Genomic DNA, 16976 nt, shown 5'->3' with positions numbered 1-16976 from the left:
GCCTGCCACCTACCGAACGGCAACCGCCGCCATAGGTTCTATTCCTCTTCTTCTACCTCGTCGCGCACCTGACCCCAAGCCACGAGGGTAAAGATGATCGTACCCCCGACGATATTACCTGCAAGCACCGGAATAAAGAACCCAAACAGCGCTCCGCCAAGGCCCAACTGACCATCGAGGATCATCACGGCCATCTCGACCGATCCGGCGACGATATGCGCGAAATCCCCCGCGGCGATCAGCCAGGTAAAGACGAGGATCAAAAAGAACGATGATTCATCCGCTTGGGGCAACATCCACACAATCAACGCCACAATCACACCAGCGGGAATAGCACGCCAGAACCCCTCAAACGCGCCCATATGCGTCGCGTGGTGGGACAATTCCAAGATCGCTGGAACGATGTCAGGCGACAATGCAGGCGTCCAGATGAACAACATCGCGGCGGCAAACGCCCCAACCACATTCGCGCTTAGAACAATGCCCCACAGCCGCAGCATACACATAATCGAATGCCATGTTTTGGCGCGCATCACCGGCAAAACGGTGGTGATCGTGTTTTCGGTAAACAATTGCATCCGACCCATAATCACGGCCAGAAAGCCCAACGAATAGCCCAGGTTTTCAACCAAAAACCGGTATGGCGTGTCCGGCAGATAGGTCCGCAGGATCGCCTCGCCCAAAACCGACAGGCTGATCATGATGCCCGCCGCGATGCCCGACCAGATCAGTGAACGTTTCGTGCGCGACAGCTCTTCCTCGCCCTCGCGGCGGATCACCTCATAGATCAGCTTGGGCGATAGGGATGTCGCCTGCGAAACTGAACGCTCGTCATCCTCCGCCTCTTGGCGTTTTTTCCGGGACACGCTGCGTTGAATCAATGGGGCCATTTGGCTGCTCCCGCAAATAGGTGACGTTCCGCGCCCGGTCGCGCGCAGATGCATATGACCAAAGCAATTAATTGTGGTTGTGATTTGGGGGTAATCTAGCGCAGAAATCACACAATCACATAAGCTAACGCAGGCAGGGCCAAAAATGTTCACCGAAAATTCCGAACTCACACAGGCCATCCGCGCCAAATTCGCTCATGTCGACAACTGCCCCTTCCAAGGGCCACGCATTTTCTTTGAAAACGCAGGTGGTGCGTTAACCTTGAACGCGGTCGTTGAAACCTCGGCGCTTTTTGCTGCGATCCCCGACAATCAGGGCCGTGACAATCCCGCCTCTCATGCGCTTGTGGCGAAAATCAAACAGGCCAAGGCCGATATGGCGGTCTTCTTTAACGCCCCCGGCGGCCAGTTTTTCGTGGGCGAAAGCGGGACAGAACTGACATTCCGCCTGATCCGCACCGCGGCCATGGGCACCCCCGATGGCGCGGTTATCGGCTCTAGCGTTGAACACCCCGCCTCGCGCAGTGCCGCGCAGCATTGGGCGGGCATGGCGGGCAAACCCTATATCAACGTCCCCCATGATGATGCCACGGGGCAGGTCACGCCCGCCGCCTATGCCGCGCTGATGACACCGGATGTCCGGGTCGCGACGATCCTGCATACCTCGCCCGTAACGGGCATCGCCAATGATGTGGCCGGTATCACTGCGGCGATCCGCGCGGTGGCCCCCGATGCGTTCGTCTTTGTCGATGGCATTCAACACGCCAGCCACGGGCGCATCGACATCGCCAGCTATGACATCGACGGCTATGTGATCTCGCCCTACAAACTGTTCTCGCGCCACGGCTATGGCATCGCTTGGGCCTCTGATCGCCTGAGCGCGCTACCGATCGAGACACTTCAGGGAGGTCCGGCAGGCAACTGGGAAATGGGCACCCGCGATACCGGGTCCTATGCCACGTTCAGCGATGTGGTGCGCTATTTCGAATGGCTGGGCCAGCAAGTGTCGGACGAAACCGACCCCCGCGCCCAGATCGAAGCCGCCGGTGCCGCCATCCATGACCACGAAAAACAGCTGACCGATGCCATGCTGTTTGGCGCGGGTAACCTTGCCGGTCTGGCCGATCTGCCGGATGTCACGATTCTGGGCGGCACCGAAAACCCCAACCGCGAAGGGTTGGTTTGCTTTGCCCTCAAATCCGTCCCCGCCGCCAATATCGTGGAACAGCTCAACACCCAAGGCATCCGCACCCACCTGCGCAAGGCCGATCATTACTCGGGCAACATCCTGACGCCGCTTGGCCTTGACGCCGCCGTGCGCGTGTCGCTGTGCCACTACAATACACTGGACGAAGTCCGCGCATTTCTCACTGCAATCAAGGACATCGCTGAATAATCACGCCGGGTATGTTTCATTTTGCAAAATAAACTCAAATCCGACGGTACAACCCCAGACACCGCTTGCCATATCGGCGCGTCCGTTCAAACATGCGCCCATGACAAGCACACTTTCCGCAGCAATCACTGCCAAGCGCGATGACCTCATCGCCCTCACCCAAGATTTGATCCGCATTCCGACGCTTAACCCGCCGGGCCGCGACTACCGATTGATTTGCGAATACCTTGACCAGCGGCTGAAAAAGCACGGGTTCGAGACACAGCTGATCCGCGCCCATGGCACCCCCGGTGACAGCACGAAATACCCGCGTTGGAACATCATCGCCCGCCGCGAAGGAACGCGCGCTGGCGAAACCGTGCATTTCAACAGCCACACCGACGTGGTCGAAGTGGGTGCCGGCTGGACATTCGATCCCTTCGGGGCCGAAATCTCGGATGGCAAGATTTACGGGCGCGGTACCTGCGATATGAAAGGCGGGCTGGCCGCATCGATCATCGCGGCCGAGGCGTTTATCGAAACGCATCTCGACTTTGCTGGCGCGATCGAAATTTCCGGCACTGCGGATGAGGAATCAGGCGGCTATGGCGGTGTGGCCTATCTGGCGGAACAGGGGTTCTTTAACCCTGACCGTGTCCAGCATGTGATCATTCCCGAACCCTTGCAAAAAGACCGTATTTGTCTGGGTCACCGCGGCGGTTGGTGGGCCGAGATTGAGACTAAAGGCGAGATTGCGCACGGGTCCATGCCATTTCTTGGCGATTGCGCGGTGCGGCACATGGGGGCCGTCCTGTCAGAGTTCGAAAACAAGCTGTTCCCCGCCATGGCCGCCCGTCACACAGATATGCCCGTCGTGCCCGAAGGGGCGCGCAGTTCGACCATGAACATCAATTCAATCCATGGCGGGCAAAAGGAAAACGATGCTGATTTCGACGGCCTGCCCGCCCATTGCGTGCCTGACAGTTGCCGGATCACCATCGACCGACGGTTCCTCCTCGAAGAGCCGCTTGACCAAGTGCGCGGCGAAGTGCGCGCATTGCTCGAAGGTTTGCGGGAAACGCGGGTAGATTTCGATTATGAACTGACCGAGCTAAACTCGGTCCTACCGTCAATGACAGACCGCGATGCGCCGGTCGTTCAAACGGTGGCCAACGCGATCCAGGATATCATGGGCAAGGCCCCTGAATACATCGCCTCGCCCGGGTCATATGACCAGAAACACATCGACCGAATTGGCAAGCTCAAGAACTGTATCGCCTATGGCCCCGGCCTGTTGGAGCTTGCGCATAAGCCGGATGAATATATCGGCATCGACGACATGATCGACAGCGCCTGCGTGATGGGTGCGGCCTTGGAAACGCTACTTTTACCGAAAGATTAGGCTCTAATCCGCAGAAAACGCATCTGATGCTGCGATGGCCAACCCGTCAACGATGGCGGTCATTGCGGCCCCCCGATGCAGTTCGGCCTGCGGAAAGGCGCGGCGCATCGCCATGTCGATCACACCCATCAAGCTCGACCCGCCAACGAAAATCAGCTTGTTCACGTCTTTGGGTTCAAGGTCGGTCTGCGCCACAAGATCGGTCGCGACCTGCGCAATGCTGTTCGCCATCTCATTCAAGGTCGCGGCCATCATCGCGGGGGGCAGCGGCACGCGCAGACCCCGCTCAAGAATATCCAGCTTGATCTCGGGCGGGGCAGTCGCAGCCGTATCATTCGCCGCGATTTTGCCCGCCTCGACCGCAAAGGCGATGTCGTGGCCCAGCTCGTCCTCCAGCACCTTGACCAGACGGTTCAGCAAATCAGGTTCAACGGCATATTTCGCCAGATCATCCACCGCGCGGCGTTGTTCACGCGTATACAGGAACGGGATCTTTTGCCACGTCGCCAGATCGGTGAAAACCGCATGGGGGGCGGCATGGGTTTCACTGCCGAACACATGTTTGATCTGACTACCCATGCCAAGATGCGGCATGACGTGATGCAAGCTTAGCTCGCGGTCGAAATCTGTGCCGCCCAAGCGGAGGCCCTTGCTGGCCAGAATATCAATGCCCGCGTCACCTTGCTGGCGGAAAAGCGTAAAGTCCGAGGTACCGCCACCGATATCCACGATCAGCCCCAGATCACCGGGTTCTAGCACTGCACGGTTGGCCAGCGCTGCGGCTTCGGGTTCGGGCATAAAACGCACGTCTTTGAACCCGGCCAGATGGTAGCATTCGGTCAGATCGGTCAGCGCTTGGGCATTTCGCGCGGCATCGGCGCTGTGAAACATCACCGGACGGCCCGACAAAGCGCGGTCGAATGTTTGCCCAGTGGCGGTCTCGGCACGGTTCTTCAGTTCCGCCAGAAAACTGGCAACGATGGCGATGAAATCCATCCGTTTGCCCAGCAACATCCGGCTTTCGCGCATCAATGATGTCCCAAGCAAACTTTTGAGCGCGCGCATATACCGCCCCTCATCCCCCCCGATCAGCGCCTTTTGGGCACCGCAGCCATAGATGATCCGTTTTTCTTCGGCGTCGAAAAACAGCGCAGTGGGCAGGGTGTTTTCGCCCGATTCGACATCAATAAGGTGGGGCACGCCATCGATGGCATAACCCGCCGCCGAATTTGACGTGCCGAAATCAATGCCCAAAGTGGAAGATACCGCGGCCATAATGCACCCCTGACAGATAAAGCGAAGCTGGCGCATAAACCGGCAGAACGGGCGGCACAATACAAATCTGTAACGGGCAATGCAGCGCTGGCCAAACTGTATCTAACTGAGTAGTCTTCGGCCCATAAAGTTAACAGGAGACACCGATGTTCCATCTTCGCTCACTTATTCTTGGCACTTGTACTGCCGCGCTGATGGCCGGCGGTGCCGTTGCAAAAAGCGATATCACCGTCGCGATGCAGCTAGAGCCGCCGCATCTTGACCCAACCAGCGCCGCTGCGGGCGCAATCGATTCAGTTCTGTATTCGAATGTATTCGAAGGGCTGACACGCTTTATGGGTGACGGTTCGGTCGTGCCCGGCCTCGCCAAATCTTGGGAAATCTCTGATGATGGTCTAACCTATACGTTCCGTTTGCAAGAGAACGTGACCTTTCACGATGGCACCACAATGGACGCCAATGATGTGAAGTTCAGCCTTGACCGGATCAATGCCGAAGACAGCGCCAACGCCCAAAAGGCCCTGTTCAGCGCCATCTCCGAAGTGAACGTGATTGATCCGTCGACTGTCGAAATCAAGCTAAGCGCGCCAAACGGCAACATGCTGTTTAACCTTGCTTGGGGTGATGCCGTAATCGTGGCGCCTGAAAGTATTGATAACATCAAACAGCTGCCCATCGGCACGGGCGCTTTCAAGTTCACCAGCTGGACCCAAGGCGATAATATCAAGATCGAAAAGAACCCCAACTATTGGGGTGCGCCTGCTGCGCTGGACGTGGCGACGTTCAAGTTCATCTCGGACCCGACTGCCGCTTTTGCGTCGGTGATGGCCGAAGATGTCGACGTGTTCACCGGTTTCCCCGCGCCCGAAAACCTGCCCCAGTTTGAGGCTGACCCACGCTTTCAGGTGTTGGTCGGATCGACCGAAGGCGAGACCATTCTGGCGATGAACAACAAGCAAGCGCCGTTCGACAACGTCAAAGTCCGCGAAGCGGTCGCCCACGCGATCAACCGCCAAGCCATCATTGACGGCGCGATGTTCGGATATGGCACGCCCATCGGCACCCATTTCGCACCGCACAACCCGGCATATGTCGATGAAACCGGAATCAGCGCGTTTGACCCTGAAAAATCCAAGGCCCTGCTGGCCGAGGCAGGTTTCCCCGACGGGTTCGAAACAACGCTTGACCTGCCGCCCCCATCCTATGCGCGCCGTGGAGGCGAGATTATCGCCGCACAGCTGGCCGATGTGGGGATCAAGGCCAAGATCAACAACGTCGAATGGGCGCAATGGCTTGAGACGGTGTTCAAGGGCAAGAACTTTGGCCTGACCATCGTTAGCCACACCGAACCCATGGACATCGGCATTTACGCCAACCCGGATTATTACTTCCAATATGATAATCCTGATTTCCAGGCGCTAATGACCAAACTGAACGCAACCACAGACGAAGATATGCGCACCCAGATGATGGGCGAAGCACAGCAAATCATCTCGCAGGATTATGTGAACGGTTACCTGTTCCAGCTTGCTGCGTTGGGGGTTGCGAAGGCTGGCGTTCAAGGTCTGTGGACAAATGCGCCGACCCAAGCGGTAGATTTGACTGGCGTCAGCTGGGCTGACTAAAGCACCAAAACACTGAATATAATGCTTTAAACGCCTCCGCTTTGCGGGGGCGTTTTTCATTTCAGCGCCCATTTTCAACGGCTGCGAAGTTCATTGTTGACTTAGTTTGATCTCGAACTATTAATGTTCGATATCGAATGAATGGAGATTCTCAATGAAACGCAGACATTTTCTTAGCCTTATCGGAGGCGGCACAATTGTCGCCGTTTCGGCCGCAACCGGCGTGATCGCAACCCGTAAAACACAAACCGCGCTTCTTCCTTGGAACGCTGCTGGCACCCAGTATTCTGACCCGCGCAAACGTGCGCTGTCTTGGGCCATCTTGGCCCCGAACCCGCACAACCGTCAGCCTTGGATGGTTGATCTTTCTGAGCCGGATCAGGCGACCCTCTATGTCGATACCAGCCGGATGTTGCCGCACACGGACCCGTTTAACCGGCAGATTACCATCGGGCTTGGGTGCTTTATCGAAATGGCACGCTTGGCTGCCTCTCAGGATGGTATCCGCATTACGGCTCAGCTGTTTCCCAACGGATCAGACGCCGCAGCGCTTGATGGCAGGCCCGTCGCCATCCTGAAATTTGGCGGCACCACACCGAAAGACCCGCTTTTCGCATATGCCTTGAACCGGCGTTCTCACAAGGTGCCGTTTGATACGTCAAAAGCCGTGGCACCGGATACCCTGCATACCGTGCTAGACGCTGCCGTTCAAACCCAAGTCAATGGCAGCGTCCTGCCCCGGCATGTCCAAGCGTTGCGCACATTGACCCACGAGGCATTGCGGATCGAGGTCGAAACCCCACGAACCTATGTTGAAAGCGTCGATCTGTTCCGCATTGGCGCGAAAGCTGTGGACGCAAACCCCGATGGCATTGATTTCACCGGACCTGTGTTTGAACTTTTGGGCGCTGCCGGAATGATGGAACGCGAGGCGCTGTTGGATACATCGTCGGCCTCTTACAAAGAAGGGATGAAAGCGATCTTTGCCAATACGGACACCGCAATGGGCCATCTGTGGCAAGTGACCCCCGCGAATACGCGGCATGATCAGATTACCGCAGGGCGCGATTGGCTGCGTATCAACCTTGCCGCGACCTCTCAGGGATTGGCAATTCAACCGCTTAGTCAGGCGCTTCAGGAATATCCTGAAATGAAAGACATCTATGAGGACGTTCAGACGCAATTCGCGCCCGATGGCGGAACGGTTCAAATGCTTGCCAGAATAGGCTATGCAGCCTCTATTGCCCCAAGCCCGCGTTGGCCCCTAGAGGCAAAATTGATCTGAGGCCGCCTTTGAACGATCCACGTACAACACTGTTCCGCATTTTCAACGAGATCGGAATTATCACACAATTGGGGACCGCTGTGCTTGCACGGCGGTTGCCCGACGGGCTGCATCCGTCCCAGTTCAATCTGCTGGGAAATCTTGCCCGGCTTGGCGATGGAAAAACCCCCGCCGATCTGGCGCGCGCATTTCAGGTGCCCAAACCGTCGATGACAAACACGCTGATGCAGCTTGAAAAACGTGGGCTGATCACGATGCATATCCACCCCGATGATATGCGCAAAAAACAGATATTCCTGACCGATGCTGGCCGGACCTTATACCTTGAGGTCATTGCAGAAATGCAAGAACCCATCTCGCAACTTGCCGATGGCATAGAGGGGCTGGAGGAGATTTTACCGATACTTCAGCGGCTGCGTCAGAAGATGGACAACAACCGCGACATCTAGACGGGCCGCAATCTGCCAGATCTCGATAGGTGTAAAACAAAACGCGGCCCTTGAATGAAAAAACGGGCGCAACTCTGCGCCCGTTGATACTCGTTACTCAAATACGCTTACTTCAAATACGCTTACTTGGTGCCGGTAAGGCCAGCTGCGGCTTCACCAAGAGTCGCGTCAAGGTTGATCTCGCAAGTGCGGTACAGCTGCTCGGTCGCGGTTACAACTTGGGCTTCTGCTGTAGCATTCGATGCAGCGGTGTTACCACCGGTTGCTGCAACGGCTTTGGCTTCGCCATCAATCAGCGAACCTTCTTCAGAAGCGCCATCAGTTGCTGCGCGTGCTGTTACGTCTGTGGATGTGTCTGTCGCCTTGGCGCTGTCTTCCATGGACTCACCGTTATAGCCGTCGTTGATCTCGGCGATTGCCAGTGCGGCAACAGTTGCCTGATCCTCAGAGGACAGTTGGTTGAATTGGGCGCATGTCATGTTTGGATCGGCGTGAGCCGCTGCAAATGCTGGTGCGGACATGGTACCCATCAGGGCGGCGAATGCGATTGTTTTAAAAGTAGTAGTCATCGTTAAGCTCCTTATCACTCATTTCTGCCGTCTCAACTCGACCATTTGCTTAAAGGTTCCGATTTTTATTGCCTGTTCTGATATCCTTTTTTATTTCAGGCGGTTAAAAGCCATCAATTCAGCGCTGTTCAACGCTTTCTTATCTGGACGCATGGAAAATCCGCGCCTAACCTAGCGAAATGTTGCGCTACACAATCAAAAGATTGATCTCTCTTTGCATCAGCCTTGCTGTGGCGTCTTTGGTCATTTTCACTGGCATTGAAATCGCGCCCGGTGACCCGGCATCGTTCATGCTGGGCATAAACGCGCAGCCCGAAACTTTGGCCGCGCTGCGGACAGAACTGGGCTTGGATGCCTCCAAGGTCGAACGGTACTTGTCTTGGGTTGGCGGGTTGCTGACGGGTGATTTTGGCACCTCCTATACCTACCGCACCCCCGTCGCCGATATGATTGCCGCACGGTTATGGGTGTCGCTGCCGCTGGCGCTGTATGCCTTGGCACTGTCCACGCTGATCGCGTTTCCCGCCGGTATTTACGCCGCATCCCGCAGGGGTGGTGCTGGCGATCTCGGCGTTATGGGGGCCACGCAGCTGGGTGTTGCGGTCCCGAATTTCTGGTTTGCCATGATGCTGGTGCTGATCTTTGCAATCAACCTAAGGTGGTTCGCCGCTGGCGGTTTTGTCGGCTGGGACAAGGGGTTATGGGCCGGCCTACACGCGCTCACCTTGCCTGCAATCGCCCTGGCCCTACCGCAAGCCGCCATTCTGGCGCGCGTCATGCGGTCTGCATTGCTGGATGTGTTGGGCGAAGATTACATGCGCACCGCCCGCGCCAAAGGTCTGACCGCGCGGCAGGCGCTGTGGCGGCACGGGCTGCGCAATGCGCTCATCCCTGTGCTGACCATCATCGGTTTGCAATTTTCGTTCCTGCTGGCTGGCGCGATTATTATCGAACAGGTATTTTATCTGCCGGGGTTAGGGCGGCTGGTCTTTCAATCCATTTCCGCGCGCGATCTGATTGTCGTTGAATCGGTCGTGATGCTGTTGGTGTTTTCCGTGATCGTGGTTAATTTCTTGGTCGATCTGGCCTATGCCGCCGTCGATCCGCGTCTAAGGTCACGCACATGAACCGCAATCTGATTATTGGCGCTGCCCTGACCGGCGTGTTCATTCTGGCCGCACTGCTGTCGTTCATCTGGACGCCTTTTGATCACACCGCGATGGATATCCCCAACAAGCTGCAGGGAATCGGCGGCGAACATATTCTGGGCACCGACCATTTTGGCCGCGACATTCTAAGCATGATCATGGTCGGCGCGCGGACCTCTATCGCTGTGGCGCTGGTCGCTGTGGGGATCGGCATGGGGCTGGGCATCCCGCTGGGCCTGTGGGCCGCCGCACGGCGCGGATCACTCGTGGACGAGGTGATCATGCGCGGCAACGATCTGATCTTTGCCTTCCCCTCACTAGTTATTGCCATTCTGATCACGGCGATCTTTGGGGCCAGCGCGATCAACGCCATTATCGCCATCGGTATTTTCAACATCCCTGTCTTTGCACGCATCACCCGCGGTGCAGCACTTAGCCTGTGGGAACGCGAGTTCATCCTTGCCGCCCGCGTCGCCGGAAAATCCGCCACGCGCATCTCGGTCGAACATATCCTACCCAACGTCACCAATCTGCTGATCGTTCAAAGCACCATCCAGTTCAGTCTGGGTATTCTGGCCGAGGCTGGCCTGTCCTACGTCGGTTTGGGGGCCCAACCGCCAACGCCGTCCTGGGGCCGGATGCTGGCCGATGCGCAAACGCTGGTGTCTATCGCGCCGCATATGGCATTGATCCCCGGCTTTGCGATCATCCTCACGGTATTGGGGCTTAACCTGATGGGCGACGGGCTGCGCGATTATCTGGACCCACGGCTGCGGGTGACACGCGTATGACCTTGCTTAGTATCACCAACCTGTCGATCGCCATTCACGCCTATCCGATATTGCATGATGTGACGATCTGCGTCGATCCGGGCGAAATTGTTGCCGTAACGGGGGAAAGCGGGTCGGGAAAATCCATGACCGCCCTCGCCGCCATGCAACTTCTGCCCAAAGGTGCCCAAGCCACCGGCCACATTATGCTGGGCGATCAGGATTTGCTGAAACTGTCTGAACAGGATCTGTGCAACATCCGTGGCAACGACATCGGCATGGTGTTCCAAGAACCGATGACCGCGCTAAACCCTGTGCAAACCATTGGCGATCAGGTCGCCGAAACGATCCGCGTGCATGACCGGTCTGTATCGCGCCGGGATGCCTTGGCACGCGCGGCCGAAACCTTGGAGCGCGTCGGGCTCCCTCAGGCCAAATTCCCGCTCAGCCGCTATCCGCACGAATTATCAGGCGGTCAACGCCAACGCGTTGTCATCGCGATGGCAATTGCCCTGCGGCCCCGGCTGCTGATCGCCGATGAACCGACCACGGCGCTGGATGTCACCACGCAGGCGCAAATCCTTGACCTGCTGAAATCGCTGGCCAAAGCCGACAATATGGGCCTGCTGATGATCACCCATGATCTGGCCGTTGTGGCCGACATGGCCGACCGGATTATCGTCATGCGCAAGGGTGAAATCGTCGAACAGGGCGAGACCCAAGCGCTCCTGCGCGAGATGCGCCACCCCTATACGCAAATGCTGTTCGCGGCATCCAATCACAAGGTCGCACTGCCCGCAGCACCCCCACCCACGCCGCTGCTAGAGGTGCAGAATGTCAGCCGGGATTACCGTCTGCCGCGCACCACCGTATTTGGCAGCCCCGGCACATTCCGCGCCGTCGACAATGTATCCTTTACCTTACAGCGCGGCGAACGTTTGGGCCTTGTCGGTGAATCCGGTTGCGGAAAATCGACCCTAACGCGGGCCATACTGGGGCTAGAGCAGGTACAAGACGGCGCAATCACCCTGGACGGGGAACCTGTTTTCACCGGAAACAAACCCAACCTCGCCGTGCGCCGCAAAATGCAGGTCGTGTTCCAAGACCCCTTTGGCAGCTTCAACCCCCGACACCGTGTCGACCGCCTGATTACCGAACCGTTTCACCTGCTGGCCGACCCACCCAAAGGGGCCGCCCGCGACGATGCCATCGCCGAGGCGCTGTCCGCCGTCGGCCTGACCCCGGATGACGCGCATAAATACATTCACGAATTCTCGGGCGGTCAGCGGCAACGCATCGCCATCGCGCGCGCCCTGATCATCCGCCCCGATCTGATCCTGTTTGACGAGGCCGTAAGCGCGCTTGATGTCTCTGTTCGCGCACAAATCCTCGATCTGCTGGCTGATCTGTGCAAGGCCTACGACCTGACCTACCTGTTCATCTCGCATGATCTGTCCGTGGTGCGCACCATCACCGACCGCGTGTTGGTCATGAAATCCGGCCAGATCGTTGAACAGGGTGACACCGAAACCGTATTTGAAACCCCGCAACATCCCTATACGCAGGCGCTTCTTGCGGCCGCGCCAGTCCTGCCGGAATTGGGGGGTGTTGGCCCATGACACTGTCCATCGCCCCCGTGCCCGAACAAGATCGAGCCGTGCTGGATGGCCTCGCCAAGGCATATTTCGCCGAAATTTTTCCAGAAGGGCCGAACTATTACCCCTCCGCGCTGAACCGCTATTGGATTGAAAAGGGCCGGCATCCTTATGTGATTAATCTCGACGGCATGCCCATCGGCTTTGCCCTTGTCTGGAACCACCCCGATGGCACCCATGAGCTGGCCGAATTCACCATCCACCCCGATCATCGGCGGCAAGGGATCGGCACGCAGGCCGCGTATCTGGTGTTTAACGCGCTTGGCGGGGATTGGACGCTGGGCGTCGTCGAAAATTCACCCGGCAGCATGGCGTTCTGGGAACAATGCTTGGCCGAGTGCGAAAATGCCTGCGAGATTACGACCGGCCCGCCCAAAACGCCGCATCAATGTGGCAACTTCAATTTTAGGATTGAACGCCAATAGCTTAACCCGAAATGTCACAAGATATGCACCCACAACTTCTTTCTTACGCCACTTGGCGGGGGCCAAGAACCTGCGTAGCATGCACCCGACACCCACCAAAAAAGGAGCCCCAACATGCGACTGACAGGAAAAACCGCAATCGTGACCGGAGGTGCCTCCGGCTTTGGGGCGGGCATCGTGCGCCGCTTTCTTCAGGAAGGCGCGCGCGTTATGGTGGCCGATATCAACGGCAATGCCGCCCAGCAATTCGCGACCGAAATGGGCGATCACGCCCTTGCCCAACAGGTCGATGTGGGGGATGGCGCATCGGTTCAAGCGATGACCCAAGCCGCGCTAGATACTTGGGGCCATATCGATATCCTGATCAATAATGCCGGCGTGTCTCACATGCCAGCACCCCTTGAAACCATCAGCGAGGAAGATTTTGACCGGGTCACTTTGGTAAATATGAAATCGGTCTACCTAACCGCCCGCAGCATCGTGCCGCATATGAAACAACGTCAATCCGGCGTAATCCTCAATGTTGCGTCCACCGCTGGCGTATCGCCACGGCCCAACCTCAACTGGTATAACGCCTCAAAGGGCTGGATGATCACCGCCACCAAAACGATGGCCGTTGAACTCGCCCCCCAAGGCATCCGCGTCAACGCGATCAACCCTGTGGCCGGCGAAACCCCCCTGCTGAAAACGTTCATGGGCGAAGACACCCCCGAAATACGCGCCAAATTCCTGTCGACCATCCCGCTGGGTCGCTTCAGCCAACCCGAAGACATGGGCAACGCGGCGCTCTTCCTCTGCTCGGACGAGGCAAGCATGATCACCGGCGTCGCAATGGAAGTCGACGGCGGCCGTTGTATCTAGGGGTCTTTCATTTTGCCAAATAAACTCCCCGCGGAGCGTCCCGCACCATCAACAGGCACAGATTTATGAAAACAGGGCCCAAAAACCTGATTACCGACGTCCCTGGCCTCTATGTTGGCAATGCCCAAGATGATGCCCTGAAATCCGGCACGACCGTTCTGCTGGGCGATCACCCTTTTACCGCGTCTGTTCATGTCATGGGCGGCGCGCCGGGCACCCGCGAAACCGATCTTTTGGCCCCTGATAAATCGGTCGCTGCCGTGGATGCATTGGTGTTGTCGGGCGGGTCTGCCTATGGGCTGGATGCCTGTTCTGGTGTGGTGGACGGGCTGCGCGCTGCGGGTCGCGGGTTTCAGGTCGGGGCTGCCACAATCCCCTTGGTGCCCGGCGCGATCCTGTTTGATCTGCTGAATGGCGGGCAGAAAGACTGGGCCGAAAACCCCTACAGATCCCTTGGCCGTGCAGCACTAGATGACGCCAGCGACAGCTTCGCGCTCGGCACCGTCGGCGCAGGCACCGGCGCGCTTAGCGCGATGGTCAAGGGCGGGCTTGGTTCCGCTTCTTTGCAGCTGCCCGACGGCACTATGGTCGGCGCGTTGGTCGCAGCAAACCCTGTGGGTGCCGTGACAACCCCGGGTGATCGCCATTTCTATGCCGCGCCCTTTGAGATGAACGGCGAATTTGGCGGTTTAGGGCCTGATATGAGCAGCGGCTTGGGGCTGAGTATGGACAGCCGCAAAACCGCCGCCATGTCGCCGCGTGAAAACACAACCATCGCAATCGTCGCCACAGATGCGACCCTAACCAAGGCGCAATGCAAGCGGATGGCAGTTGCCGCCCACGATGGTATCGCCCGTGCGACCGTCCCCGCGCACACGCCCCATGACGGTGATCTGGTCTTCGCGCTCAGCACCGCAGATCATGAGGTTGATGACCGCATGCTCCTGCTTATCGGCCACGCGGCATCCCTGTGCCTTGCCCGCGCAATTGCCCGCGCCGCTTACGAGGCGACCCCGGCCCCCAACGACCTGCTGCCCTGCTGGAGAGACCTGAATGCCTAAGCTTTCCCTGCCCGACGTCGCCCTGCATTACGAGGTCAGCGGCACTGGCCCACCCCTGTTGATGATCGCAGGTATGGTCAGCGACAGCGCCAGCTGGGCACCGCTAGTCCCTTTGCTAGAGCCTCATTTTACCCTGATCCGGCCCGACAACCGCACAACGGGCCGGACCACGCCGGTTGATGCGCCCGTTTCGGTCAGCATTTACGCACAAGACTGCGCCGCGCTTTTGGATCATCTGGACATACCGCAGGCCCATGTTTTGGGTCACTCAATGGGCGGAATGATCGCGCTTGAGATGATGCAGGACATGCCGACAAAAATCGCCAGCCTCACCCTTGCCGCCACCGCGCCCATTCGCCTGACCCGCAACTTGCACCTGTTCAAAGCACTGCTTGCGATCCGGCAAAGCGATGCCGCCCCAGACACCTGGCTGCGCGCGTTCTTTCCGTGGCTTTTTGCCCCTGCCGTCTACGATATTCCGGGGGCCGTGGATGACGCTGCTGCCGCTTCGCTTGCCTATGCCCACGCGCAAACGGTGCAGGGCATGGCGCATCAGTTGCAGGCGTTAGAGGGCTATCACCCAGCAGTCATGCCAGCCGAATGGCCCGTCCCTGCCCAAGCGTTGCTGGCCGCAGATGACATGCTTATTCCGCTGCCCTTGGCGCAATCAGCGTTGGACGGGTTGCCGGTTCATATCGTCCCTAACGCGGGGCATTCGATCCATTGGGATGCCGCTGACACCGTTGCAGCCCATGTGAAAACCCTTGCACAGACCCATCCGATAAGAGGCACGTTATGACCACCGACCTATACGGCTTGCCCATCACCACGCAGAACCCGCAAACGGTGCAGGGGATCAATGATTTCATCCACGGCTTTATCGCCTATGAGACCAAGGCCCCCAACATCATCCCGACCGCTGATGCGGACCCTGATTGCGGGCTGGCCAATGCCTATGCCGCGATGCTGTGGATGTTCCTCGAAGCCCCCGCCGCCCCTGCAAAGGCCGCGCCCTATATGGCCCGCGCCCGCGCTGCGACGCCGGGCACCGCGCGCGAGGCGCAGGTGATCGACACCATCGGCCATTGGGTCGATGGTAATATCCCCGCGATGTTGGCCGGGTGCGATGCCATCACAACCGAACACCCCCGCGATGTAGTGATGCTCAAGCTCGCGCAATACCATCTGTTCAACACAGGCGATGCGGCGGGCATGTTACGCTTTGCCCTCAAGGCGCTGCCGGACGCCGCCGATATTCCCTATGTCCATGGCATGATCGCCTTTGGATACGAGCAATGCCACCTGCTGGACGACGCAGAAGCCGCCGCGCGGCAGGCCATGGCCCTGCGCCATGACGAGCCTTGGGCACACCATGCCTTGGCCCATGTCATGCTGACCCAAGGGCGCGTGTCCGAAGGGGCAGAGTTTCTGGAAAGCGTCGCGCATACTTGGCAACAGCTCAATTCCTTTATGCGCAGCCACAATTGGTGGCATCTGGCGTTGTTTTACCTGTCACAGGGCCGTCACGAGGACGTATGCCGCGCCTATGACACGCATATTTGGGGCCTCGAAAAAGACTATTCTCAGGATCAGGTCGGCGCGGTTTCAATGCTGGCGCGAATGGAGTTTGCAGGCGTCAGCGTTGGTGACCGTTGGGACGATGTGGCAAATCACATTGCCCTGCGCGGTCAGGACACGGTCAGCGCCTTTCTAACGCTGCAATACCTTTATGCGCTTGGCCGTACCGCCCGCCCCGAAACGCAATCCCTGATGGCCGCGATCAAGGCACGGGCGGCAGATACTGCCCAATATAATCACGTCGCCTGGGCCGAGGTCGCCTTGCCAGCCGCCCGTGGGATCATCGCCCACAGCAAGGGGGATTGGCCAACCGCGATTGCGCAGCTTGGTCAGGCATTGCCCCGCATGGCGGAATGTGGTGGCAGTCATGCGCAGCGCGATCTGTTTGAACAAATCCACCTTGATGCGTTGGTGCAGGATGGCCGCGCCTCTGCCGCCCAGCAAGTGCTTGAAATGCGACGCACCTATGACCCCGACGGCGTGCCGTTGAACCTGTTGCTGGGGGATATCTATGAAAAATCCGGCCTGCCCGAACAGGCGGCCAAGGCTCGCGCGCGTGCTGAAAACACACGGGCTGCGGTGGGATCACGGTAAGCCAAAGCGCATAA

General features: G+C 58.2%; 16 protein-coding genes. 13 read left to right on the top strand and 3 right to left on the bottom strand.

Features of this window, described 5'->3' with window-relative positions; translation table 11 throughout:
- Positions 1–38: 38 nt before the first annotated feature.
- Positions 39–890: a formate/nitrite transporter family protein gene (locus WNY39_RS09510; protein WP_342845309.1), complete on the bottom strand. Its 852-nt coding sequence runs from the start codon at positions 888–890 to the stop codon at positions 39–41.
- 145 nt (positions 891–1035) lie between these two features.
- Between WNY39_RS09510 and WNY39_RS09505 the strand changes: the two genes are divergently transcribed.
- Positions 1036–2286, top strand: a complete 1251-nt coding sequence (locus tag WNY39_RS09505) for an aminotransferase class V-fold PLP-dependent enzyme (protein ID WP_342845308.1) — start codon at positions 1036–1038, stop codon at positions 2284–2286.
- Positions 2287–2386: 100 nt separating this feature from the next.
- Positions 2387–3667, top strand: coding sequence for an acetylornithine deacetylase/succinyl-diaminopimelate desuccinylase family protein (locus WNY39_RS09500; protein WP_342845307.1), 1281 nt, complete (start codon positions 2387–2389; stop codon positions 3665–3667).
- A 3-nt stretch (positions 3668–3670) separates the two neighbouring features.
- Here the strand turns inward: WNY39_RS09500 and WNY39_RS09495 are convergent, their stop codons facing one another.
- A complete protein-coding gene (locus WNY39_RS09495) occupies positions 3671–4942 on the bottom strand; it encodes an Hsp70 family protein (protein ID WP_342845306.1) in 1272 nt (423 codons plus the stop codon).
- 146 nt (positions 4943–5088) lie between these two features.
- Between WNY39_RS09495 and WNY39_RS09490 the strand changes: the two genes are divergently transcribed.
- The 3 genes from WNY39_RS09490 to WNY39_RS09480 all read left to right on the top strand — a co-directional run bounded on the left by WNY39_RS09490 (position 5089) and on the right by WNY39_RS09480 (position 8301).
- Complete coding sequence (locus WNY39_RS09490; protein ID WP_342845305.1) at positions 5089–6567, top strand: ABC transporter substrate-binding protein; 1479 nt, start codon at positions 5089–5091, stop codon at positions 6565–6567.
- Between the two features lie 154 nt (positions 6568–6721).
- A complete protein-coding gene (locus tag WNY39_RS09485) occupies positions 6722–7852 on the top strand; it encodes a twin-arginine translocation pathway signal protein (RefSeq protein ID WP_342845303.1) in 1131 nt (376 codons plus the stop codon).
- Between the two features lie 8 nt (positions 7853–7860).
- On the top strand, positions 7861–8301 hold the full coding sequence (locus WNY39_RS09480; RefSeq protein ID WP_342845302.1) for a MarR family transcriptional regulator: 441 nt from the start codon (positions 7861–7863) through the stop codon (positions 8299–8301).
- Positions 8302–8423: 122 nt separating this feature from the next.
- On the opposite strand, the gene WNY39_RS09475 is transcribed toward WNY39_RS09480, so the two are convergent.
- Positions 8424–8870: an HdeA/HdeB family chaperone gene (locus WNY39_RS09475; RefSeq protein ID WP_342845301.1), complete on the bottom strand. Its 447-nt coding sequence runs from the start codon at positions 8868–8870 to the stop codon at positions 8424–8426.
- 179 nt (positions 8871–9049) lie between these two features.
- Between WNY39_RS09475 and WNY39_RS09470 the strand changes: the two genes are divergently transcribed.
- The 8 genes from WNY39_RS09470 (at position 9050) to WNY39_RS09435 (ending at position 16962) form a co-directional block, all read left to right on the top strand.
- Positions 9050–9997: an ABC transporter permease gene (locus WNY39_RS09470; protein ID WP_342845300.1), complete on the top strand. Its 948-nt coding sequence runs from the start codon at positions 9050–9052 to the stop codon at positions 9995–9997.
- Positions 9994–10809 carry an ABC transporter permease gene (locus WNY39_RS09465; RefSeq protein ID WP_342845299.1) on the top strand — a complete coding sequence of 272 codons (816 nt, stop codon included), beginning with the start codon at positions 9994–9996 and terminating at the stop codon, positions 10807–10809. Before WNY39_RS09470 ends, WNY39_RS09465 begins: the two co-directional genes overlap by 4 nt.
- Positions 10806–12407 (top strand): dipeptide ABC transporter ATP-binding protein, encoded by a 1602-nt coding sequence (locus WNY39_RS09460; RefSeq protein WP_342845298.1) that lies wholly within the window; start codon positions 10806–10808, stop codon positions 12405–12407. The genes WNY39_RS09465 and WNY39_RS09460 overlap by 4 nt, the downstream gene beginning before the upstream one ends.
- Positions 12404–12868 carry a GNAT family N-acetyltransferase gene (locus WNY39_RS09455; protein ID WP_342845297.1) on the top strand — a complete coding sequence of 155 codons (465 nt, stop codon included), beginning with the start codon at positions 12404–12406 and terminating at the stop codon, positions 12866–12868. Before WNY39_RS09460 ends, WNY39_RS09455 begins: the two co-directional genes overlap by 4 nt.
- Positions 12869–12982: 114 nt before the next feature.
- Positions 12983–13729 carry an SDR family oxidoreductase gene (locus WNY39_RS09450; RefSeq protein WP_342845296.1) on the top strand — a complete coding sequence of 249 codons (747 nt, stop codon included), beginning with the start codon at positions 12983–12985 and terminating at the stop codon, positions 13727–13729.
- A gap of 65 nt (positions 13730–13794) precedes the next feature.
- Positions 13795–14790, top strand: coding sequence for a P1 family peptidase (locus tag WNY39_RS09445; protein WP_342845295.1), 996 nt, complete (start codon positions 13795–13797; stop codon positions 14788–14790).
- Entirely contained in the window at positions 14783–15589 is an 807-nt protein-coding gene (locus WNY39_RS09440) for an alpha/beta fold hydrolase (RefSeq protein WP_342845293.1), read from the top strand. The genes WNY39_RS09445 and WNY39_RS09440 overlap by 8 nt, the downstream gene beginning before the upstream one ends.
- Entirely contained in the window at positions 15586–16962 is a 1377-nt protein-coding gene (locus tag WNY39_RS09435; RefSeq protein ID WP_342845292.1) for a tetratricopeptide repeat protein, read from the top strand. Before WNY39_RS09440 ends, WNY39_RS09435 begins: the two co-directional genes overlap by 4 nt.
- Positions 16963–16976 lie beyond the last annotated feature (14 nt).

Source organism: Sulfitobacter sp. AS59 (assembly GCF_038899995.1).
Classification (GTDB): Bacteria; Pseudomonadota; Alphaproteobacteria; order Rhodobacterales; family Rhodobacteraceae; genus Sulfitobacter.
Note: the sequence above shows the minus strand (reverse complement) of the source record. Positions and strands in the feature narration are given on the sequence as shown.